Here is a 21,681-nt window from a genome sequence, read left to right on the forward strand (position 1 = left end):
TAATCGCTCAAAGATAAAGCGTTAACGTGTCTGTAACGTTAACCAAGGCATAAATACCTGCAAAAACTCCTGCTGATGGGAAATAAAGGGCGCGTGAGAGGCTTTGGCGAGCATCACATCCTCACTTTGAGCTGTGATGGGCATTTTAGGTGGTACGCGTTTGGGCACTAGCCCGTCGAGTCGGCCCCAGATCCTTAGCCAAGGTTGTTGCAACTCTATCAGTTGCTGCCTTAAGTCGACGTCGGTTAGCATATTTAGGCCTTGAGTTAAGGCTCTGGTATTGGGTAAAGGACGTGCGAGGACAAGATCGCGCAGTTGTTTGATATCTTCCTTGGCGGTTTCGCTACCCATGGCTTGAATCGCCAGAAATCTCTCTATAGTTTTAGGTAAATTTTGGCCGAGTTGTTCTCTAAATTGATTAAGGACTTGTGGCGGAATGCCCGGCCATGCTTCGTCTTCCCTTGCCATAAAGCAAGGGGATGAGGCAATAGTAATCAAGCCTTTGATTTTTTGTGGATAACTTAACGCTGCTTGAGTCGCAACGAGTCCACCGAGTGACCAGCCGGCCCAAATAGCGTGTTCAGGCAATGCAGCGACTAAGGTATCTACCCAGGTTGATAGGCCACCTTCAACCATTTGGCTATGGCCAAAGCCCGGCAAGTCTACATAGTGCACCCTATACTGAGACAGTGACTCATGTAATGGCGTAAACACAGCGCTATTCACTCCCCAACCGTGAAGCATCACCAGATCTGGCCCTTGGCCGCTGATTTCAATATGCAAATTTGCTTGGTTTGTGGATGTCACTTGGCTCATTTGAGTGCCTCAAAAAGGGATTAGGTGAATGTATGCCGCACTTTGTCAAAAGGATTTGGCCGCAATCTGCTTTGCGGATAATGCGTTTAGGCTATCAACTCGGTACAAGGTGGTTGGCGGGCAGTTTACCTAACCGTTGCCTGCTGTGCCACCAATCCATATCACTTCCCGAGACTGGCATTTGCGCCGTTTGTCTTCAATCTGGCTTATATCATGGGCCTATTTGCTTAGGTTGCGGTAAGTCGATGCAAATAGAAGTCGATTATTGCGGTGAATGCCAAAAGCGCCAGCCACGTAAAGTTATTGCGCCTTGTAGTTATCATCAAGGTTTGGGTGCTTGGGTTGGTGCGATTAAATATCAAGGTCAACTTGCCGCTTTGTCCGTGCTGTGTCGCGCCTTAGTGGCACGACTTAAGGTATTAGAACAGCAAGGATTAATCTCGCTGCCTCAAGCGATAGTGCCAGTTCCATTACATCCAAAACGTTTGCAACAACGGGGATTTAATCAGGCTTGGTTAATTGCCCATGAGTTATCGCAGCTCTTGCAACTGCCGTTAGTGAGCGAAGGGTTAACGCGCCAACAAGACACTCGACCGCAGGCGGGGCTTTCGGGGGCACAGCGACGACGCAACTTACATGATGCCTTTATGTTAGCGGATGATTTTGCGTTCCAACGTGTTGCATTGGTGGATGATGTGGTTACCACTGGCACTACAGTCTCTGAAATTGCTCGCTTATTCGAAGCGCGTTATGTGCATGTTCAAGTATGGTGTTTGGCAAGGGCAGAGGCGCCAGGCTTGTTGGATGATATTTAAAAAGGTTAAAAGCATTGCTCCATTATATCGTTGTGTATGTCAAAATTATGTCAAAAATACTGCGTAAAAATGAATAAGTTTTAATTTTGCGACAAGATGTAAGTATCTGTATCAATGGGTTTTGTTTATTTTTTGTATTGAGATACCTTCCTATATTATTTCGTTTGGAGGGTATTTATGGACGCTAAACTGGCGCGATCAAATGCAGATACTGCATCAACGCTGAAGGACGTTATTCAGGCGATAAACTACTCTTTGAAGCTACATGGTTTTTGTGGTTTCTGGTTTCAAGGAGTTCCACATTGTGCGTATGAAAATTATCACTTTCCAAAAGATACCAATCTGTTCTCTCCTACGGCACTAAGAAAACCTATCGCCAGCATAGCTTCTTCCCCTGTTATGGCTGAATTACAGCGTTTTTATTTAAATCAGATAGCCTCCCATGATTTCAATTTTGGTTTTTCATTGGATACTTCAAAATCTTATATGTATAGATTCACGAGTGAAAAAAATGATAAGACCAGCCTATTGTTTAGTAAGCATAATATTCAAAGTGTTTTGAGCTGGCCCATCTCATTCCACTCTAATCGTCATTGGGCAGGCCGGTTTATACTACTTAGCCATCTTAGTGCTTCGGAGGTGGTGTTAGAGGGATTGGCAGACACTTTAAAAGAAGCTCAAAACAAGCTTTTTGAATGTAATAAACAATTGTTCAATCCATTTCTACAAAGCTCTCTGCTTAAAGATAATGCGAGAGATATCCTACTTATGGTCGCAAACGGTCTTCAAAACGACGAAATTTCAACTCAGCTCCCGATAAGTGTCAGAGGAGTTGAATATCATATGGAATCCATGCGTAAGAAATTTGGGGCTACAAATAGAGCAAATTTAATCCATTTAGCCCATCAATATGAGTTGATCTAAATATGTTGATATTACTGGTTGAAGATAATCGACTTCTTTCTAACAACATCATTCAATATCTTGAATTGAGTGGTATAGAGTGTGATTACGCTTTCAACCTGGCACAAGCGGATATGCTCATTAGTCAGCAGCAGTTCGACGCTATTATTCTCGATTTAAATTTGCCGGATGGTGATGGGATTGAAGCGTGTGAACGCTGGAAAGCACAGTGCATTACCTCACCAGTAATCATGTTAACTGCACGTAGTAGTCTGAATGATCGCTTGAGTGGGTTTGCTGTGGGCGCGGACGATTATTTAGTAAAACCCTTTGCAATGGAGGAACTGGTCGCGCGATTGAAGGTGGTTGCTCAGCGTCGTCCCGCGCCCCAAAGGTTGACTATTGGCGACCTAGAAATCGATTTTGCAAACCACATGGTGTATCGGCAAGGGCAACAGCTGGCTTTGTCTAAAACCGGATGGCAGATCCTGGCTTTATTAGCTAGGCGTAGTCCAGAAACGGTGAGTAGAGAAGAGATTGAGCGAATGCTTTGGCCCGACAGCGTACCTGATAGTGACAGCTTGCGCAGCCATATTCATCTTTTACGTCGAGTGATCGATCGCCCCTTTGAACGGCAAATATTACATACGATTCGTGGCGTTGGTTTAAGCCTTAGAGATGATATCAATGCAAGCGCCTAAACTTAGCCTCAAGCGTAGCTATCAAGTGTGGGGAGTTATTTTTCTATTAATAACCTTAGGCGTGAATAGTTTTATCCCGCTTTGCATGATGTGTGCAGGTATGATTTCTATGCATGAGGTCACAATGCACAATGCAGGGCAAGCGGCCGAAGCATTACTGAAGATGGCGGAGCCAACTCAGCAATCATTACTTCATCAACCACTTCTAAAAACCGATAACTTAACTGTCTATCCTCATTGGCGAGATATTCCGCTGCAAATTCGTGAGTTAAGTAACAATGAAGTCTTAACTGATGCGAGCACAATTCACTATGAGCATGCAGAAGGTCCCATTGTTAACGCGTTAAGTGTGTACTACACCCAAACTGGCCAGCCGCTATACGTTTGGCTGCAGTTTAGTGTTACCCATGATTTGCAATTTGCCCCTAAAAATATGACGGCGATCTTGCTGCTTGTCTTGATAACCTTTTGTGCCAGTGCAAGCTTAGCGTTTTATATGCAAAGTAAAGTGATTACGCCTGTTCATCAAATTAGTCATGCGATTAAACAACATGATTGGGAAGGAGGAGGAAAACTGAGTTTACCAGAACAAGAATATGCTGAATTAAAGGCAATTGTTGATGCTTTAGATAACTCGATTTTACAACTTCAGGAGGCTCAGCAGCGAGAACTCAATTTTTTACGTTTTGCTAGTCATGAGTTACGTACGCCAGTCGCCATATGCCAATCTTCATTTGAAATCCTCGCATTACAACAAGGTGAGCTTACGGGGGCAACTCTGTATGCTTCCCAAGCGACCAATCAAATGAAGTCACTCATTGAAACCCTACTATGGTTAACTAATAAAGAGTGTTCAAACCTAGAAAAGGAAAACGTAGCATTATCGCCTTTACTTGCCAGTATTATCGAGGAGCAGCAACGGGTACATGGTTATGAGCAAAAAATTCAATTATTGTGTGACGATACTTGCTTGCCCGTCCAGCTTCATCCGCTAAAAATAATCTTAAGCAATTTATTAAGGAATAGTATTGAGCATGGTGGGATGGATATTAGCATTACTCAAGATGCTTGTTGTATAGCAATAACCAATTCCTACAATAGTAAGGGCCGCCATGGATTTGGTTTAGGGCTTTTACTGGTGAAACGTCTCGCGAATCAACTGGGTTGGACTTTTAATAGCTCATCTGCAAATAATTTATTTACTGCTAGGCTGGTAATATCTAATAACTAAAGAATGAGAACTATAGAACTATAGATTTACTGCATTAAACCACACACTTTTAAAATGCAAAAGCGCCGTTGGGCTTAGATCACATAGTCATCATGCTATTCGTAGTAACTTTATTATATAAAGTTTACTGGTAGATAAGTATTTTAAAATACTTCCTAGAATACATGGTTGAGAGGGACTCTATGTGTAAAAAAAGTGTGGCATCTATTTTAGTCAGTGCAATTATTTTCAGTGGTTCAGTATATGCTGATGTGAATAAAACGAGCGTGGATTTAGGTTATAAGTTTTATACCAGTGACGCAAAAAATGATAACCCAGGTGTTTTTAATCAACCTTTTGTAAAGTTGAATCATTTAGGAATTGCTGATTGGGGTACTTACTTTGCTAATCTTAAGCTCGAAAACCCTGTTGAAATCGCGGAAAATCAGAAGAACCTTGATGGTAAAACTACCATTAAGTCATTATTGATACTTGAAAATAAGCTGGGAGAGTCGCAGTTCAACTTCTGGACTCAGAACTTTATCTCTGCGAGTGAAACGCTAGTTGAAGATAATCTTTACTTAGGTATTACCCATAATGCAAAAATTCAAAATTTATCACTAAACTATGGTGTCGGTTTAAATTATACCATTGGTAGCTTTTCCCCCACATCAGAGAAGTTTAATGATCTGTCAGGTTATGCCGTGGTTTTAAATGCAAAGTACCCATTTGAGTTGCTAGGGTTAAAACATAGTTTAAGTTTGAATTATGAAGCACAAATTGATAGGGATGCAGCGCATCAAGCATTATTTTCATATGACAGCTATGGCCATCAGATAATTACAACATTACAAACAAGCCTCACGGATTCAATATTTTCAAAGTTATATATCACCCATTATGATAGCTGGGGCTCGCAATATAATGATGGTATTGAATACGGTGTATCTGTTGGTTATCAGTTTTAACGGTTTATAAAATAGGTTGAAATTTTGATAAGTAGAATCTCATTTAATTTGGTGCTGTTCTAATTTTCATCAAAAATAATAAGGGAATTGTAATGCATTATAAAAAATCCATTATTGGTATTGCTGCCACGGCAACAGCAATTATTGTCGGCTGTCAAGTTACCCATCAAATAGTAAAAAGCCAGGGAACCGCTCAAGGCAAGCATGGCGAAGTGCAGGTCGAAACCACATTCAAAGACGGACACATTGTGGCGATTGATGTACTAAAGCAAAAGGAAAATAAGGTCCTTGCTGGTGCCGTATTTAAAGATGTTAAACAGGCGATTATTGATAATAACTCTATCGAGGTTGACGGTATTGCAGGCGCAACCGTAACGTCTAAAGCGCTTAAAGAAGCCGTGGGTAAAAGTATTGAAGCCGCAGGTGTTACGTTAGTTGCTGTCGCTTCAGCTAAAAAAAATGAAGCATTAACACCAGCAGAATATACCTATGATGTGGTGATTATTGGCTCGGGTGGTGCAGGTTTCAGTGCTGGTTTAGAGGCTATGGCCGCAGGCCGCTCCGCCGTTATTATTGAAAAAATGCCAATTATTGGTGGTAACTCATTGATCTCGGGTGCTGAGATGAATGTTGCTGGTAGTTGGGTACAAAAAAATATGGGTGTTACCGATAGCAAAGACCTGTTTATTAGCGACACGCTAAAAGGCGGCGATTTCAAAGGTGACCCTGAAATGGTTAAGACCATGGTCGATAATGCGGTTGATGCAGCTGAGTGGTTAAGGGATTACGTCAAAGTAGAATTTTACCCAGATCAATTATTTCAGTTTGGTGGACACAGCGTGAAACGAGCGCTAATCCCTAAAGGTCATACCGGAGCAGAGGTGATCAGCAAGTTTTCTATTAAAGCTGAAGAAGTGGGCTTACCAATTCATACCAACACTAAGGCTGAAAAGTTAATTCAAGATCAAACGGGCCGAATTGTGGGTGTAGAAGCGACTCATAATGGCAAAACGGTAACCTACTATGCAAAACGCGGTGTTGTGATTGCCACGGGTGGCTTCTCGTCTAACATGGAAATGCGTAAAAAATATAACCCAGAGTTAGATGAACGATATGGCAGCACTGGTCATTCAGGTGGTACTGGTGACGGTATTGTGATGGCAGAAAAAATACATGCAGCAGCTAAAAATATGGGATATATCCAGTCATATCCCATTTGTAGCCCAACCTCGGGTGCGATTGCCTTGATTGCTGACTCTCGCTTCTTTGGTGCGGTGTTAATCAACCAGAAGGGTGAGCGCTTTGTTGAGGAATTGGAACGCCGAGATGTGATTTCACAGGCCATTCTAGCCCAACCAGGCCGTTATACTTATGTTCTCTGGAACCAAGCTATTGAAGATGTTGCCCATACTGTTGAAATGCATCAAGGTGAACTGAAGGAATTCACAAAAGACGGGCTAATGTATAAGGTCGACACCCTAGAAGAAGCCGCTAAAGTCTTTAATATTCCTGAAGATAAGCTGTTATCAACGATTAAAGACGTTAATCGTTATGCCGCAACAGGAAAGGATGAAGCCTTTAATCATCGCTCAGGATTAGTCGATTTAAGTAAAGGACCTTATTGGATTTTAAAAGCGACACCTTCTGTGCACCATACTATGGGTGGACTAGCGGTTGATACACGTACTCGTGTACTTGATGAACAAGGAAAGGTGATTCCGGGCTTGTTTGCTGCGGGTGAAGTGACTGGTTTAACCCATGGAACCAATCGACTCGGTGGTAATGCTTACACTGATATCATTGTCTTTGGTCGTATCGCGGGACAAGAAGCGGCTAAATAGTTTGTATTTTATGTCTGGCTTAAAGCGACCCAATTGGGTCGCTTTTGTTTGTAAATGATGCTGTTAACTCGCGTACAACACATTCGTTTAAAGCTTGTTTATGATGAATAAATCGTGATCGCTATGGCAAAAATCCATAAACTTGCTATCCAAAGGACTACAAAGCGAAGGTGAGTCGGAGTATCATACGGCTAATTCTTACTAAAACACTCAGGTATCCCCTGACGGAGCAGGTTTTCATGATTACCATTTCCGATGCGGCTCAAGCCCATTTTGTTAAGTTGTTAGCAGATCAACCTGAAGGCACTCATATTCGCGTATTTGTGATCAGTCCTGGTACCTCGCAAGCCGAGTGTGGTGTGTCTTATTGTCCACCGGATGCAGTAGAAAGTGATGATATTGAAATCGAGTTCACTGGCTTCAATGCTATGGTCGATGAGAAGAGTGCACCTTTCCTTGAAGATGCCACTATCGATTTTGTGACTGACCAATTAGGTTCACAACTCACGCTGAAAGCACCTAACGCAAAAATGCGTAAAGTGTCTGGTGATGCACCTTTAGTCGAGCGTATCGAATACGTGATCCAATCTGAAATCAACCCTCAGTTAGCTGGCCATGGTGGTAATATCATGCTTGTTGAAATCACTAAAGAAGGCGTGGCTGTACTGCAGTTCGGCGGTGGTTGTAACGGTTGTTCTCAAGTTGATATCACCCTGAAGGATGGTATCGAAAAACAATTGTTAGACATGTTCCCAGGTGAGTTGACTGGCGTACGTGACGTGACAGATCACCAACACGGTGAACATTCTTACGCTTAATCTTGTTTGTTGAGCTGAATGAAAAACGCGACCTCAGAGTCGCGTTTTTCATATTTGGCTTTCGCTTTAAGTGCAGTTGTTCAGTTATAACTTAGGGTTAAGATTGTCAGCTAAGAACTTATCTAAGGCTTTAAACGTCGCGAGTCTGTTGTCGTTATTGCTCAGGTAATGATCACCATTTTCCAACTCAATATACTCCACTGGTTTATTCAGTGATTTGAGCTCGTCATACATTTCTCGGCTATGTTGAACCTTAACGACTCTGTCTTTATCGCCATGTAGCAGTAATACTGGGATGTTAATTTTATCTGCTTTACTGATAGGTGAGCGCTCATAGAGGGCATCGAGATCATCTCCTATTTGTTCTTTAACCACTTCATAGTTGGTATGTCTGCGGCTTGATTTTACTAGGTAGGCCACATCGGTCACACCAGCCACACTGATGGCGCAACGGTAAAGATCGGGAGTCATAGCAGCCCCCATTAAGGCCGCGTAACCACCATAACTCGCACCGGCAATACAAATGCGTTTAGGATCGCTAATCCCTTGAGCTATTAGGTAACGAGTCCCGTCTTCAACATCGTTTTGCATTTCGAGACCCCAGCTTTTTAGGCCAGCCTTCATAAACTCATAGCCGTAACCTGCCGACCCCCTGAAATTCATTCGAAATACCGCATAACCACGATTAGCGAAAAACTGTGCCCAGTAGTCAAAGTCGTTACTGTCATAACTGATCGGGCCGCCATGGGGGAAAATAATCGTCGGTAGCTGTTTGGCTTCGAGTCCCTTTGGTACTGTTAGGTAAGCATCGATTTTGAGCTTATCCCTTGCTTCGTAAGTTAGATGTTGGGTGTTGGCGAGTAGCTCACTATTGAGCTTGCCGTATCTGTTCGCGATGGGATATAACGTTTTTTCGTCCCTATCGCCGAAATAATAGGTGCCAGGCTCGGTCGAGCTGGTGGAATACACTATGTAGCGGCGTTCATTTGCACTGAATTGAGTAATATAGTTGTGAGCATCGGGTAATACAGCCTTAAGACCATTTTGTAGTCCGACATATTCTGTTTCCCAGAAGGTGTATTCCTCGCCGTCGCCTTCACTGATACCAATGACTTTTTTCTTTAATTGCGAGTAGAGTAAATCCCCTTCGACGTCAGTTGCTTCATTGGCGTAAACTAACTCTTTTCTAAGATTAGGGTCGGTCAGGTTCACTTTAAAAATGGCTTCGAAACCTTGGTGATAGGCGCGAACGTAGAGGATATTAGGGTCTGCATCAAAACCTAATGGCCAAACAGTGTCCTCAGAAAAAGCTTTAAAGGTCCAAAGCAAGCGTGAATCACTCTTTTGCTCGGCCTGTTCATAAATGCGGTACTCAGTATCATCGTTGTAGATAGAAATTCGGACTTTGTGCTGCCTGTCGGTAATCCAACTTATAATCTTCTTTTTAGCATTTTGGGTGTAACTGGATTTCCCCTGCGCTAAATTGACTTTCAGAACGCTGTCTTCGCCTACGTTTTCTCCCATTCCGTCTAATGACAGTAAAATATTATCGGGATCATCTGGCATAAGATCGATAATTTGCCCCTGATGTTGCGGGATCCAATTAAGACGGTCTAAGACGCTGCGCGGAAGGACACTCGAGGTCTTTTTCGTGGTCAAATCATACTTAACAAGGCGGGTTTCGGTTGTAGGTGTCCCGTAACGGTTAGCCGGAAACTTAGCACTGATCAGTAAGATATTATCGTTTGCCCACTGCAGAGACAGGATGACAAATTTTTGGTTATCCGTGTGCAGCGGAATGCTTTTTTCGCCTGTTTCTATATCTTGGATACTAACGACAGTACCTTTGAGTTTGGCTTGATCGACCCGTACAACAGAAGCGATTTTTTTGCCATTAGGCGAGAGCTGCACAGAGCCAACATCTGGGATGCTTGCAAAGGCTTCAACGGGTAATTGTGGCGCAGTGTTGGCAACCGTATAGTTACATAGCCACAGCAATAGCAGCGGTAAAATCCTTTTCATTATCGATTCACATCTTTGTTACAATTGTAAAATCAACATAATAATGATTTTGAGATTAGTAAACCACTGTCTTTACAGATTTATTTATGTAAAAAGGCCTGACTGAAATAATAATGCCCTGCGAGCGTTAGGCTTCTGACGATCATAAAGACACTCATCGCGGCCCAGAGGGCATGGTTGCCTTGCTCTGGCAGTAATAGCTGCTGCAGTAAATACCATGTTGGGAAAAACGCGCCAAAGGTGGCGAGTATCATGCTATTGCGCATCACTTTTCCTTTAGCGGCACCTATGTAAACACCATCGAATAAATACGAGCTAAAGGACCATAAAGGCAAGAATATTAGCCAGATAAGATAGGTTTGCGCAGTGGCTCTGACCTCATTAATGCTGGTCAATAACGCGATAATATTACTGCCAAAAAGACTAAATACAGCGCAGAATCCTAGCGCTGTTATGGCCGACCAGCACCAAGCTAATATTACAGCTTCCCTTAATTGTTCTGCCTGTTTTTGCCCATAGGCACGGCCGACTTCTGCCTCGGCATAATAGGCAATGCCATCGAGTGCATAGGAGATTAATAGCAGTAAATTCAATAACACGGCATTGGCCGCAACGGTATTATCACCTAGACCTGCACCATGGAATGTCATAAAGGCAAAAGCTGCCTGCAAGCAGAGGCTACGGACAAAAATATCTGTGTTGAGCCTCAGTAATTTGCCATAACCCGTTAATGTGACATGAGGAAATAGCTGAGATAAGTGAAACTCGGGTGCGCGCTTGAGTTGTTGTAACACCATAGTGAGTGCGACTGAGAAAGCGGTGATATCGGCAAAGACTGAGGCAAGGGCAGCGCCTTTAACGCCCCAACCCAAGCCGAGGACAAACACCACATCGAGAATAATATTGGCAAGGTTGGCTAAAATCAGCTGCCACATGGCGGCTTTAGGTTGTTGTCGCCCTAAGAGCCAACCTAACATCACTAAATTGAGCAGGGCGAAGGGCGTTGACCAAATCCGTACCTGAAAATATTCGCGGCAATAACGTTCGACCTCGCTACTCGCTTCGGATAATCCTAACGCTAAATTCAATATCGGGACTTGCAGTGCGATAACGCCTGCGCCCAATAACATCGCTAGCATAGCGCCTTGGACTAAGAGTTTGTGCTGGGCGTGAAGATCGTCAGCACCAAAGGCTTGCGCGACTAAACCTGTCGTCGCCATACGCAAAAATCCCAATAACCAAATGATTAATGTGATAATCGTTGACCCGACAGCGACTCCCCCTAAATAATAGGCCTCACTCAGATGACCTATAACAGCCGTATCGACTAAGCCCAACAGCGGGATAGTGATATTGGAGAGTATCATCGGCAGGGCGAGCGCTAGTAACTGGCGATTTTTCGCGCCGTTGAGCATGAGGTCGAGCCAAGTTGATTTAGCAGTATTCATTAATTTCAGAGGTGTTCACATTATGGTTAAACGTGTGCTGTTGGCACTCATAGGGCTAATGACGTTTTCTGCCCATGCCGTGGTCATTCTGCAATATCACCATGTGTCAGAAACCACTCCGGCGGCAACCAGCGTTACGCCCGCGCAATTTCGTGAGCAAATGCAGTTTCTCGTCGATGACGGCTTTAAGGTGATCCCGCTTTCTAAAGTGGTTGAAGCGATCAAGCAAAAACAAGATTTACCCGCTAAAACAATCGCAATTACCTTCGATGATGGTTATCGCAGTATAGCGACTACGGCGCATCCTATCCTAAAGGAATTTGGATTCCCCTACACCTTGTTTGTGGCAATTGAGCCGATTAAACAAAAGTTTACCGAGATGATGACTTGGGATGAACTCATCACACTATCCAAGGAAGGCGCCGATATTGCTAATCACAGTTGGGCGCACGAACATTTGATCCGCTCCTTAGAAAACGAATCACAGGCGCAGTGGTTAGCGCGGATAAAAGCCAATATCTTAGATACAGAAAAAGCGATTGCAGATGCCACTGGGCACAATTTTAAAATGCTGGCGTATCCATATGGTGAGTACAATCAAGCGTTGCAGGATATGTTAACTGAGAACGGCTTTGTCGCTTTTGGGCAACAGTCCGGTGCCGCGGGGCCCTATTCGCCATTAACGGCCCTGCCGCGTTTCCCCGTTGCTGGACAATATGCTGACCTAAAAAGCCTTAAGGCAAAGTTATATAGCTTAAATATGCCTGTGATTGTACAAACCCCAAGTGATCCTGAGTTAAAGGGTGGTCATTGGCGTCCAGAGCTTAAAGTGACCCTCGATATGAGTGATATCTCTGCTAAGCAGGTGATGTGTTACATCCAAGGTCAAGGCTCAAAACAGCCGACTTGGCTCAATGAAAACGAGTTTAGTGTTCAAGCGGATTTAGCCTTGCCCGCGGGGCGCTCGCGTTATAACTGCACAGCGCCGAGTAAGGCGCGTAATGGCTACTATTGGTTTTCTCAGCCTTGGGTAAGGCCAAAGGACGATGGCTCTTGGGTTAAAGAGTGATCAACGGCTAGGTTTGTATTGCGCCACTATTTTTTCAAAATCGCTAATTAATTTATCATTTAATACCTGCGGCGGTTTGCCTAACGCTGCCGTAGGTTTAAATACCGCAACTCGCGTTCCCTGCGGCGACACCAACACATAACCCGCACTATGGTCGACTTGGTAATTTTCCCCTTCACCCACCATGGCATAAGTGAGTCCTAAGCTGCGTGTGAGCGGGAAGATTTGCGTTTGTTCACCCGTTACAGCTTTAAACTCTGGATTGAAAAAATTCACATAGGTCAGGAGTTTATCCTGTGTGTCCCGTTTGGGGTCGACGGATAGAAACACCACTTGCAATGGCGCTATTTTGTTTAGATCAGGATAAGCCGCTGCAAGTTTATTTAAGGTCGTAGGGCAAATGTCGGGACAAAAGGTAAAACCGATAAAAAATAAGCTCCATTTTCCCTGCAAACTGGCATTGGTAAAAGCTTGCTTGTGTTGATCGACCAATTCAAAGGGCGCTAATTCATAGGCCTGTGGAAACAGAAAACCGCTCTCTAACTCGATAGGTTTTGGGGGATTAAATTTCACCGCAAATAGGCCGCCAAGACCGAACAACAAAATGGCGATGACTAAAATTCTTTTCTGCATTATTCGCTCCATAAATACAGGTTAGCGCGACAAACTCGTTCCATATACTAGTTCCACAAATAGTGGTCTAGCAGTAATGCCATAAATAACAACATTAAATGGTAGATAGAGAAGCGGAACACTTGCATCGCTAAGCCATCATGATCCCGATATTTAAGTTGCCATGCTTTATAGATAAATCCCGTACTGAGTAAACTCGAGCTGACGAAATACACTGGCCCACACATACCAACCAGCACAGGTAACAGGCAAGCAATCGCCAGCAATACTGTGTAGAGCAAGATGCAGGTTTTCGTAAATTCGACACCGTGGGTGACTGGTAGCATGGGAATATCTACTTTGGCATATTCGGCGCGTCTGTGAATGGCCAGTGCCCAAAAATGTGGCGGCGTCCACGTAAAAATGATGATCACTAGCAATAACGCATGGCCGTGAAATTCGTTCGTTACTGCCGTCCATCCCAGCAAGGGTGGCATGGCTCCCGCAAGGCCGCCGATCACAATATTTTGTGATGTTGCGCGTTTCAAATAGGCTGTATAAACCAAGGCATAGCCAATCAGGCTGGCAAAGGTCAGCCAAGCTGTGAGTGGATTGACTAAGGAATATAAGACGATAAAGCCAAGACTACCTAAGCTAGCGGCGAAAATTAACGCGCGTGTGGCCGAAATACGCCCTTTGGGTAGCGGGCGATTGTAGGTGCGTGCCATTAAGCCATCGATACGGCGATCGATCAGATGATTCAACGCCGCCGCAGAACCCGCCATCATAGCAATACCCAGCATACCGGCGATTAAAGGTTGAACGGGGACTGCATGGGGCACAGCAAGACACATGCCGACTAAGACTGTGAGCAGCATCAGTGCAACCACTTTAGGTTTGGTCATTTCAAAATAGGCGCGCCATGTTACGCTGAAAGTGGGCAGGCTACTGGTGATTGAGAGTGGTTTTGCCATCTTGGATCCCTCGCTTATGCTTTGCGCCATAAAAAATAGTTGATTGTGACTAAGGTCAGTAGCAGTAGTGCCGCACCACCGTTGTGAGACACGGCAATACCGAGTGGCAAATGCATCACTACGTTAGAAATACCTAAGCTCACTTGTAGTATGACTAGTCCCACTAATAAAAGGCTTAAAGCCTTAAGTCCCGTAGCGCCCACAAATAATCGGTAGGCGAGCACGAGTAACAAGCTGGCAGTGACGATAGCGCCAATTCTGTGGGCTACGTGGATAGTCATTCGTGCAGGGTAATCGAGTACCCCAAATTCGAAGCTAGGGTGTTGGCCTTGGAACGGTGAAAATGCCTCGGCTATTGCTAAGTTATCTACCCAATTTCCCTCACAGATGGGTAAAGAGGTGCAGGCGAGCGCCGCGTAATTCGATGATGTCCAAGCGCCCAACATAATCTGACCCACAAGGACGAATAGGCTCACCAACGCTAACGGTGCGAGATGTCGAGGATGGGTTTCGCTATTAAATATACGCCGAGGTCGGGTTCGCAGGTAAAGGAGTAACAGCAGCGAGATTAGGCTAAAGCCACCAATAAGATGCGACATCACAATTATTGGCATGAGTTTCATGGTCACAGTCCACATGCCTAGCGCTCCTTGAAAGAGGATCAGCAGCACTATGATGACCGGTAACTTTTTGGGTGCTTCCGGTGTTTTTAAGCACAAAATTAAGATGAACAACACCAGTAAGCCAAGTCCGCCTGCGATATATCTGTGGATCATTTCCAGCCAAGCTTTCTCTGGATTGATATCGTGATCTGGGAATATAGTTTGCGCATGGGCGATTTCATGGTCTTGGGTGGGCACTTTAATATGGCCGTAGCAGCCTGGCCAATCGGGGCAGCCAAGCCCTGCATCCGATAGACGGGTGTAAGCGCCCATTAAAATCACCAATAGGGTAAAGACTAAGGTTAAGCGTAGGATCCAAGTTAGTTGCATCAATCTACCCTCGACAGTTTTAACAACTTACGCAGATCCGCAATCAGCGCCTTGCCTTGAGCTAAATGTGCTTCTTTGCCCTGCACTTGAGGGTAGCGCAGGACTAAGCTGCCTAAGGGATCGACTATGATTAGCTGCTGTTCATCTAACCATTTGCTTAAGTCTGCATTGGCGGGGCGAGTGTTGAAGTGAAAGGCGCTTAAGGCGTTAAGATCGCTGTCGGGATGGGTGAGGATGAGCGGTTCTACTCGCGCCTGATCTGGCCCTAACGCTGTGTGGCTTTGGCGCAAAATATACAGGCGTTCGCGGCAAGTATCGTTGCATTTGGCGGGCAATAAATACAGTAGTTGCCATTCTTTGGGATTAGAATTTTCAACCCCAAGGCTGGCATAACTGGTTTCGGGACTGATCAGCTCGCCATGATTGGTGGCACCGCCATGGTATAAATTCAGGCTCAGCACTAGCTTAGCAATCACTACGGGGGCAATAAACGCCAGCAGTAATAGCCCTAATGCTTTGTGTTTAGATTTGTTCTGGGAGTTCATGCTTGCTCCTCTCATTCAAATTATCCCTAATTTATTGTTTTATATTTATTTAGTTTTATTAGTGTCTTGCTAAGTATGGTACGAATTTCCCTATTTGCTCCTTGAGTTTGCGACTGTTTGGGCGCTATGGCGTTTTACATATTTAATCCCTTGCCACAGCATTAGTCCTGCAAATACGGCTGCCATCGAAAACCACTGCAACGCATAGCCCCAATGTTTTTGTGCTGACAGTGGGAAAGGTTGCCAAGGATGGGGCAATGTGAGGGAAGGTAATTGCTCTGGTTGCAACACGACAGGTAACACTGGGTGCCCTAATACCTTAGCCATTTCGGGCATATTTAAATTTTGAAAGCGAATACTTGTCCCTGTTTCTGCCATTAAAGCTTGGCTCAAGGGATTGATTTGCTTTTGATAAAGCCTGCCTTCGATATTTAATGCCCCGCTTAGGGGAGTGATGTGGGGTAACTCATCCCGATGGGAGCCTGCGGCAACAAAGCCTAACTCGACCAGCAACCAAGGTTTTTCAACTTCTACTTGCAATGGTTGGAAGGCTAAATAGCCCACTTGACCTTGATAGATTTGATTATCCAGCAGCCAGATTTGTGAGCTTGCGGGAGTGGCGCGTACTTGCAGTCGATAACCCGTTACGCCTTCTTTGCCGACCTTGAGTTGGAGCTGCTCAAAACTTAATGGCAGCAAAGCTTGCCTTGCTTCCATTTGGGCTAAAAGCGTCGTTTTATCTTCACCACGGGCTAACTGCCATAAACCCAACTTGACCAATATAGTTAATACAGCCACAGTCAATATCAGTAGAAAAACCGTTAATTTATTCAGCAGAACATGAGGATATTGTATGAATAGCCTGTTCATTTTTAAGTTGGTCTTAGTTCTGCTGTTGCTATTCATCATTTTTAATCTAGGTCGCGCCTTGTTTATTATGGTGAAAGGTGATGAAAAAGTGCCTATGAGCCGTTATCTTGGGCGGCGAGTGATTTTCTCCGTGCTCGTTATCTTGTTATTGCTGGTGGCCTTAGGGACTGGGTTAATTAGCCCCAATCCCACGCCTTACTAAAGCACTAGAGAACGTAAACGAAAATAAACAAACACAGCCAGACCACATCCACAAAGTGCCAATACCAACTCCCCGCTTGGAACGCAAAATGTTTATCTGCGCTAAAGTGCCCCTTCAACACTCTGAAAAACAACACGAATAAAAAGAGCGTCCCCAGTGTGACATGCATGCCGTGAAAGCCAGTTAACAGGAAGAAGGTGTTGCCATAAATCCCAGAGGTTAAGGTGAGTCCCATTTCCCGGTAGGCATGCATATATTCTTCTGCCTGTAAGGCAAGGAAACCCATACCCAAGAGTATGGTGATACCAAGCCAGAGAGTAATGGCAGAACGCTTGCCTTTTTCTAGGCTGACATGGGCGAAATGTAAGGTAACTGAGGAGGTTAGCAGTACGATAGTGTTGATTAATGGCAGTCCAGTCCATGGCATAGCTTGGGTTTTAGTACCATCTGGCGTAGTAATGAGCGGCCAAATAGCTTCAAACTGAGGCCAGAGTACTTCGTGGGTCATGGCATTATTCGATGCGCCACCGAGCCAAGGCACTGCGAACATGCGGGCATAAAATAGTGCCCCGAAAAAAGCGCCGAAAAACATGACTTCCGAAAAAATAAACCAGCTCATACCTTGGCGAAACGATCGATCCATTTGGCTAGAATAGAGCCCTGCCATCGACTCTTGGATCACGGTTCTAAACCAACCTACCAGCATGAATAGGATCACAGCTATTCCAACCAGCAGCACATAACCGCCACCGGATGCACCTGATTTTAACTGTTGCACGAAAAGGCCTGCACCAGAGGCGATTAAGAACAAGCCAATGGCACCTACAATAGGCCAGACACTTTGGGATGGAACGTAGTAAGACTGATGTTTCGTTGTCATTTTGCAGCTCCTTGCTCTATGGCAGACGCTAACTGCTTGTCGGTAATGTCGTAGAGAGTGTAAGAGAGGGTCAGAGTATGGATAGACTCAGGTAACTGAGGATCCACATAGAAAATGAGCGGCAGCTCAGCGCTAGTGTCCGCCGCTAAGGGTTGTTGATTAAAGCAAAAGCATTCTGTTTTATTAAAATAAGCGGCACCTTGGCCGGGCGAAACTGAAGGTATCGCTTGGCCAATCGTTGCTTTAGCGGACATATTGCGCGCCAAAAATGCCGTATGGATTAGCTCGCCAGGGTGAACTTCGAGCCGTTTGGTTTGTGGCGCAAATGTCCATGGCATGCCTGTTTGTACCTGAGAAATAAATTCTACAGTCACTATTCGGCTTGTATCTACTGTGATTGCTTGATAACTACTCGCGGTATTGGAGGGTTTTCCATTGATACCGAGTTGCTCGCACAACACATCGTAGAGCGGCACCAGCGCGAATCCAAAGCCAAACATTCCAATACAGCCGATAACTAACATGCTGATAAGTTTACGATTTGACTTAGGTTTATCTTGCTGGTGTTGGGTTGCCATTTCATTTCACCTCAGGTGGTGTCGTGAAGGAGTGGTAAGGTGCAGGGCTTGGCAATGTCCACTCTAAACCCTCGGAACCTTCCCAAGGTTTAGCGGGGGCTTTTTCGCCGCCACGGATGCACTTAATTACTAATACTAAGAAAATCAATTGCGATAAGCCGAAGGCGAACCCACCAATCGAGACGATTTGATTAACATCGGCAAATTGAATCGAGTAGTCAGGGATACGCCTTGGCATTCCTGCCAGCCCAAGGAAATGCATCGGGAAAAATAGCACATTGACTGAAATCACCGAGCACCAGAAATGCCATTGTCCCAGTCGTTCGTTGTACATGTGTCCCGTCCACTTAGGTAGCCAGTAATAGGCCGCTGCCATGATGGAGAAAATCGCACCAGTCACGAGCACATAATGGAAATGTGCCACAACAAAATAAGTATCGTGGTACTGGAAGTCGGCGGGTGTAATGGCGAGCATTAATCCCGAAAAACCGCCAATAGTGAAGAGTATGATAAAGGCTACAGCAAACAGCATGGGCGTTTCGAAACTGAGTGAGCCGCGCCACATAGTGGCAACCCAGTTAAACACTTTCACTCCAGTTGGCACTGCAATCAACATAGTGCAATACATGAAGAACAGCTCGGCAAACACAGGCATACCTGTGGTGAACATATGGTGCGCCCACACGAGGAACGACAGAATTGCAATACTAGCCGTAGCATAAACCATGGATGCATAGCCAAATAAGGGTTTACGACTGAAGGCTGGGACTATGGCAGAGATGATGCCAAAGGACGGCAAGATCATGATGTAGACTTCAGGGTGGCCGAAGAACCAGAAAATATGCTGGAACATCACAGGATCGCCGCCGCCAGCCGGATCGAAGAAACTCGTGCCGAAAAACTTATCTGTCAGCACCATAGTCACTGCGCCCGCGAGTACGGGCATAACCGCGATCAGTAGGAATGCCGTGATAAGCCAAGTCCAGACAAACAATGGTAACTTCATCCATGTCATGCCTGGCGCGCGTAAATTCACTATGGTCACAATCACGTTGATTGCGCCCATGATCGAACTTATCCCCATGATGTGAATAGAAAATACAAAGAACGCCGTGCTATCTGGACTATAAGTTGTTGATAGTGGTGCGTAGAAGGTCCAACCAAAGTTAGGTCCGCCACCTTCCATAAACAGTGAGCTGAGTAAAATGGTAAAGGCGAAGGGTAAGATCCAAAAACTCCAGTTATTCATCCGTGGCAGCGCCATATCGGGCGCACCAATCATCATAGGGATCAGCCAGTTGGCTAGCCCTGTAAAGGCTGGCATCACGGCGCCGAATACCATGATCAACCCATGAACAGTTGTCATTTGGTTGAAAAAGTTGGGCTCGACCAATTGTAATCCAGGTTGAAAGAGTTCCGCGCGGATCACCATGGCCATAGCGCCACCGGTTAAGAACATAATGAAGCTGAACCATAAATACAAAGTACCTATGTCTTTATGGTTGGTGGTTAGCAGCCAGCGCATGATGCCCTTTGGCGCACCATGATGATGGTCATCATGGGCTGCGGTTTGATCTTGAGTCGTAGTGCTCATCATTATCCCCTACTGTCCATGACTTGCGATATCAGCAGGTTGCACTGTATCGCCGGTATTGTTACCCCAAGCATTGCGTTCATAGGTAATGACTGCTGCAAGTTGCTGTGGGCTAAGCTGTTTGCCAAATGCCTGCATAGCCGTGCCCGTTTTGCCGTGCATCACAATATCGATGTGATTGGCGACTGGTCCAATGGCGATAGCACTACCCACTAGCGCGGGGAAGGCGGGTGGTATTCCTGCACCTGTCACTTGATGGCAGGCAGCACAGAAGGTCGCGTAGACAGTTTGACCTTCGGCCATGAGGGCGTCATGGCTGAGTGTGGGGAGGCTTGCGGGATCGATTGCAGCTGAGACGTCTGCAGGTGCGGGTGTCGGAGTTGTACTGCTTGGTACCGCGGCGGATGTTTGTGCAGAATTGCCGTTCATGTACTCGTTGACGTCTTTGGCTTGCACTGCATCGCCAGTATTATTGCCCCAAGCATTACGCTCGTAGGTAGTCACTGCCGCGATTTCTTGTGCAGTCAATTGCTTACTAAACGCTTGCATGGCTGTACCCGTTTTACCGTTGAGCACAATTTCAAGGTGGCCGCTGAGCGGTCCCGTTGCAATCGGGCTACCTTTAAGGTGCGGAAATACGCCTTGCAACCCTTCGCCATTGGGCTGGTGGCAGGCTGCGCAGTGCCCGAGGTAAACTTGTTCACCTTGAGTCATCAACTCTTCTTTACTTAGGGTTTGTGATAAAGCGGCTTGAGCGGCTTCAGCCGCAGCACCTGCGGCTTGTTTCTGCTCTGTGACCCAAGCCTCAAACTCGGCTTCGGGTAACGCTTGTACTACGATAGGCATAAAACCATGGTCTTTACCGCAGAGCTCGGCGCATTGACCACGGTAAATGCCGGGTTTGTCGATGCGAGTCCAGGCCTCATTGATAAATCCTGGATTGGCATCTTTCTTAATGGCAAAGGCGGGTACCCACCAAGAATGGATGACATCCTCTGAAGTCATCAGAAAGCGGATTTTGCGGTTTATTGGTAGAACGAGCGGTTTATCGACTTCCAATAGATAGTTTTCACCCTTGGTTTCGGTGCCTTCGATTTGTGCTCTGGGTGTTGTCAGTATGCTATAAAAATCAATATCTTGATCGAAATAGCTGTAATGCCATTTCCATTGGGACCCCGTAACTTTTACGGTGAGATCGGCGTTGCTGGGATCTTCCATTGCGATTAAAGTTTTTGTCGCTGGAATCGCCATTAAGATCAAAATGATAAATGGCAGAATCGTCCAAGCGATTTCAACTTTAGTGCTTTCGTGAAAGTGGGACGCGACAGCGCCTTTGGATTTTCTGTGGTTGATCATGGCGTAAATCATGACGCCAAAGACCACTAGGCCTATTGCGCAGCAGATATACAAAATGGTCATGTGCAAGTGATAAACCTTGCCACTGATCTCGGTCACGCCAGGGGTCATGTTGAACCGCATGTCCGCGGCGGTCAACGGTGGTGCGAAAAGCACCACGAGTAAACAATACAACAATTGCTTCACAAGACTTCTCCTCTGCCAATTGCGAATAGCAACTACAAAGAAGAGCAACACAGTAAGTCTCAACTCTATGCAAACTCTTCAGTTCCCAAAAAAGCTTTTTTGACTTCAACGTGCGTTGGCGGCTGTTACTTTTAATCAAGTATTGTTACTGCTGGTAATTAGCCACGCTGGCACATACTGCTGAAATAAATCTGTTCTCTATTTTTAGTGGCGCTTCGAGTTCGATAAATACTCGATTCATTGACCACGGAAGGTGATATATCATCACCGACTTAACCAAC

Annotated in this window: 21 protein-coding genes; 9 read left to right on the forward strand and 12 right to left on the reverse strand. The window is 45.2% G+C overall.

What is annotated here, in order from left to right; genetic code table 11:
- Nucleotides 1-21 precede the first annotated feature (21 nt).
- Entirely contained in the window at nt 22-816 is a 795-nt protein-coding gene (gene bioH / locus L5M37_RS18535) for a pimeloyl-ACP methyl ester esterase BioH (protein ID WP_105250658.1), read from the reverse strand.
- A 32-nt stretch (nt 817-848) separates the two neighbouring features.
- Between bioH and L5M37_RS18540 the strand changes: the two genes are divergently transcribed.
- The 7 genes from L5M37_RS18540 to nfuA all read left to right on the forward strand — a co-directional run bounded on the left by L5M37_RS18540 (nt 849) and on the right by nfuA (nt 8,072).
- Entirely contained in the window at nt 849-1,631 is a 783-nt protein-coding gene (locus L5M37_RS18540; RefSeq protein ID WP_263201538.1) for a ComF family protein, read from the forward strand.
- A gap of 177 nt (nt 1,632-1,808) precedes the next feature.
- Nucleotides 1,809-2,555, forward strand: a complete 747-nt coding sequence (locus L5M37_RS18545) for a helix-turn-helix transcriptional regulator (protein WP_113940243.1) — start codon at nt 1,809-1,811, stop codon at nt 2,553-2,555.
- Nucleotides 2,556-2,557: 2 nt separating this feature from the next.
- Nucleotides 2,558-3,235: a response regulator transcription factor gene (locus L5M37_RS18550; protein WP_113940244.1), complete on the forward strand. Its 678-nt coding sequence runs from the start codon at nt 2,558-2,560 to the stop codon at nt 3,233-3,235.
- Nucleotides 3,222-4,466 (forward strand): sensor histidine kinase, encoded by a 1,245-nt coding sequence (locus tag L5M37_RS18555; protein WP_173497964.1) that lies wholly within the window; start codon nt 3,222-3,224, stop codon nt 4,464-4,466. The genes L5M37_RS18550 and L5M37_RS18555 overlap by 14 nt, the downstream gene beginning before the upstream one ends.
- Before the next feature lie 182 nt (nt 4,467-4,648).
- Nucleotides 4,649-5,413: an outer membrane protein OmpK gene (locus L5M37_RS18560; RefSeq protein ID WP_263201539.1), complete on the forward strand. Its 765-nt coding sequence runs from the start codon at nt 4,649-4,651 to the stop codon at nt 5,411-5,413.
- 92 nt (nt 5,414-5,505) lie between these two features.
- On the forward strand, nt 5,506-7,254 hold the full coding sequence (urdA, locus tag L5M37_RS18565; protein ID WP_173497966.1) for a urocanate reductase: 1,749 nt from the start codon (nt 5,506-5,508) through the stop codon (nt 7,252-7,254).
- A gap of 239 nt (nt 7,255-7,493) precedes the next feature.
- Complete coding sequence (nfuA, locus tag L5M37_RS18570; protein WP_006079591.1) at nt 7,494-8,072, forward strand: Fe-S biogenesis protein NfuA; 579 nt, start codon at nt 7,494-7,496, stop codon at nt 8,070-8,072.
- A gap of 84 nt (nt 8,073-8,156) precedes the next feature.
- Here the strand turns inward: nfuA and L5M37_RS18575 are convergent, their stop codons facing one another.
- Entirely contained in the window at nt 8,157-10,094 is a 1,938-nt protein-coding gene (locus L5M37_RS18575) for an alpha/beta hydrolase family protein (protein WP_263201542.1), read from the reverse strand.
- Between the two features lie 80 nt (nt 10,095-10,174).
- A complete protein-coding gene (locus L5M37_RS18580) occupies nt 10,175-11,542 on the reverse strand; it encodes an MATE family efflux transporter (protein WP_263141484.1) in 1,368 nt (455 codons plus the stop codon).
- Between the two features lie 22 nt (nt 11,543-11,564).
- Between L5M37_RS18580 and L5M37_RS18585 the strand changes: the two genes are divergently transcribed.
- Nucleotides 11,565-12,611: a polysaccharide deacetylase family protein gene (locus tag L5M37_RS18585; protein ID WP_263201543.1), complete on the forward strand. Its 1,047-nt coding sequence runs from the start codon at nt 11,565-11,567 to the stop codon at nt 12,609-12,611.
- On the opposite strand, the gene L5M37_RS18590 is transcribed toward L5M37_RS18585, so the two are convergent.
- The 5 genes from L5M37_RS18590 to L5M37_RS18610 all read right to left on the reverse strand — a co-directional run bounded on the left by L5M37_RS18590 (nt 12,612) and on the right by L5M37_RS18610 (nt 16,589).
- Nucleotides 12,612-13,244 carry an SCO family protein gene (locus L5M37_RS18590; protein ID WP_173497969.1) on the reverse strand — a complete coding sequence of 211 codons (633 nt, stop codon included), beginning with the start codon at nt 13,242-13,244 and terminating at the stop codon, nt 12,612-12,614.
- Nucleotides 13,245-13,291: 47 nt separating this feature from the next.
- Nucleotides 13,292-14,197: a heme o synthase gene (gene cyoE, locus L5M37_RS18595; RefSeq protein WP_168827217.1), complete on the reverse strand. Its 906-nt coding sequence runs from the start codon at nt 14,195-14,197 to the stop codon at nt 13,292-13,294.
- A 14-nt stretch (nt 14,198-14,211) separates the two neighbouring features.
- Nucleotides 14,212-15,189 carry a COX15/CtaA family protein gene (locus L5M37_RS18600; RefSeq protein ID WP_263201545.1) on the reverse strand — a complete coding sequence of 326 codons (978 nt, stop codon included), beginning with the start codon at nt 15,187-15,189 and terminating at the stop codon, nt 14,212-14,214.
- Nucleotides 15,189-15,734 carry a hypothetical protein gene (locus tag L5M37_RS18605; RefSeq protein ID WP_198572401.1) on the reverse strand — a complete coding sequence of 182 codons (546 nt, stop codon included), beginning with the start codon at nt 15,732-15,734 and terminating at the stop codon, nt 15,189-15,191. The genes L5M37_RS18600 and L5M37_RS18605 overlap by 1 nt, the downstream gene beginning before the upstream one ends.
- A 90-nt stretch (nt 15,735-15,824) precedes the next feature.
- Nucleotides 15,825-16,589, reverse strand: coding sequence for an SURF1 family protein (locus L5M37_RS18610; RefSeq protein WP_263162685.1), 765 nt, complete (start codon nt 16,587-16,589; stop codon nt 15,825-15,827).
- Between L5M37_RS18610 and L5M37_RS18615 the strand changes: the two genes are divergently transcribed.
- Nucleotides 16,588-16,806 carry a DUF2909 family protein gene (locus L5M37_RS18615; protein WP_105250645.1) on the forward strand — a complete coding sequence of 73 codons (219 nt, stop codon included), beginning with the start codon at nt 16,588-16,590 and terminating at the stop codon, nt 16,804-16,806. The two genes, L5M37_RS18610 and L5M37_RS18615, sit on opposite strands and share 2 nt — an antisense overlap.
- Before the next feature lie 4 nt (nt 16,807-16,810).
- Here L5M37_RS18615 and L5M37_RS18620 read toward each other — a convergent pair whose 3' ends face one another.
- From L5M37_RS18620 to coxB, 4 genes are read right to left on the reverse strand one after another with little or no spacing between them, the layout of a single operon-like run.
- Nucleotides 16,811-17,686: a cytochrome c oxidase subunit 3 gene (locus L5M37_RS18620; RefSeq protein WP_105250644.1), complete on the reverse strand. Its 876-nt coding sequence runs from the start codon at nt 17,684-17,686 to the stop codon at nt 16,811-16,813.
- Nucleotides 17,683-18,264, reverse strand: a complete 582-nt coding sequence (locus L5M37_RS18625) for a cytochrome c oxidase assembly protein (protein ID WP_105250643.1) — start codon at nt 18,262-18,264, stop codon at nt 17,683-17,685. The genes L5M37_RS18620 and L5M37_RS18625 overlap by 4 nt, the downstream gene beginning before the upstream one ends.
- Before the next feature lies 1 nt (nt 18,265).
- A complete protein-coding gene (gene ctaD / locus L5M37_RS18630) occupies nt 18,266-19,858 on the reverse strand; it encodes a cytochrome c oxidase subunit I (RefSeq protein ID WP_263201601.1) in 1,593 nt (530 codons plus the stop codon).
- A 9-nt stretch (nt 19,859-19,867) separates the two neighbouring features.
- The gene (gene coxB / locus L5M37_RS18635) at nt 19,868-21,400 is read right to left on the reverse strand and encodes a cytochrome c oxidase subunit II (RefSeq protein ID WP_173497973.1); all 1,533 of its coding nucleotides are present in this window, start codon (nt 21,398-21,400) and stop codon (nt 19,868-19,870) included.
- Nucleotides 21,401-21,681: the final 281 nt, after the last annotated feature.

The sequence above is a fragment of the Shewanella sp. SM69 genome (assembly GCF_025653985.1).
GTDB lineage: Bacteria > Pseudomonadota > Gammaproteobacteria > Enterobacterales > Shewanellaceae > Shewanella > Shewanella oncorhynchi.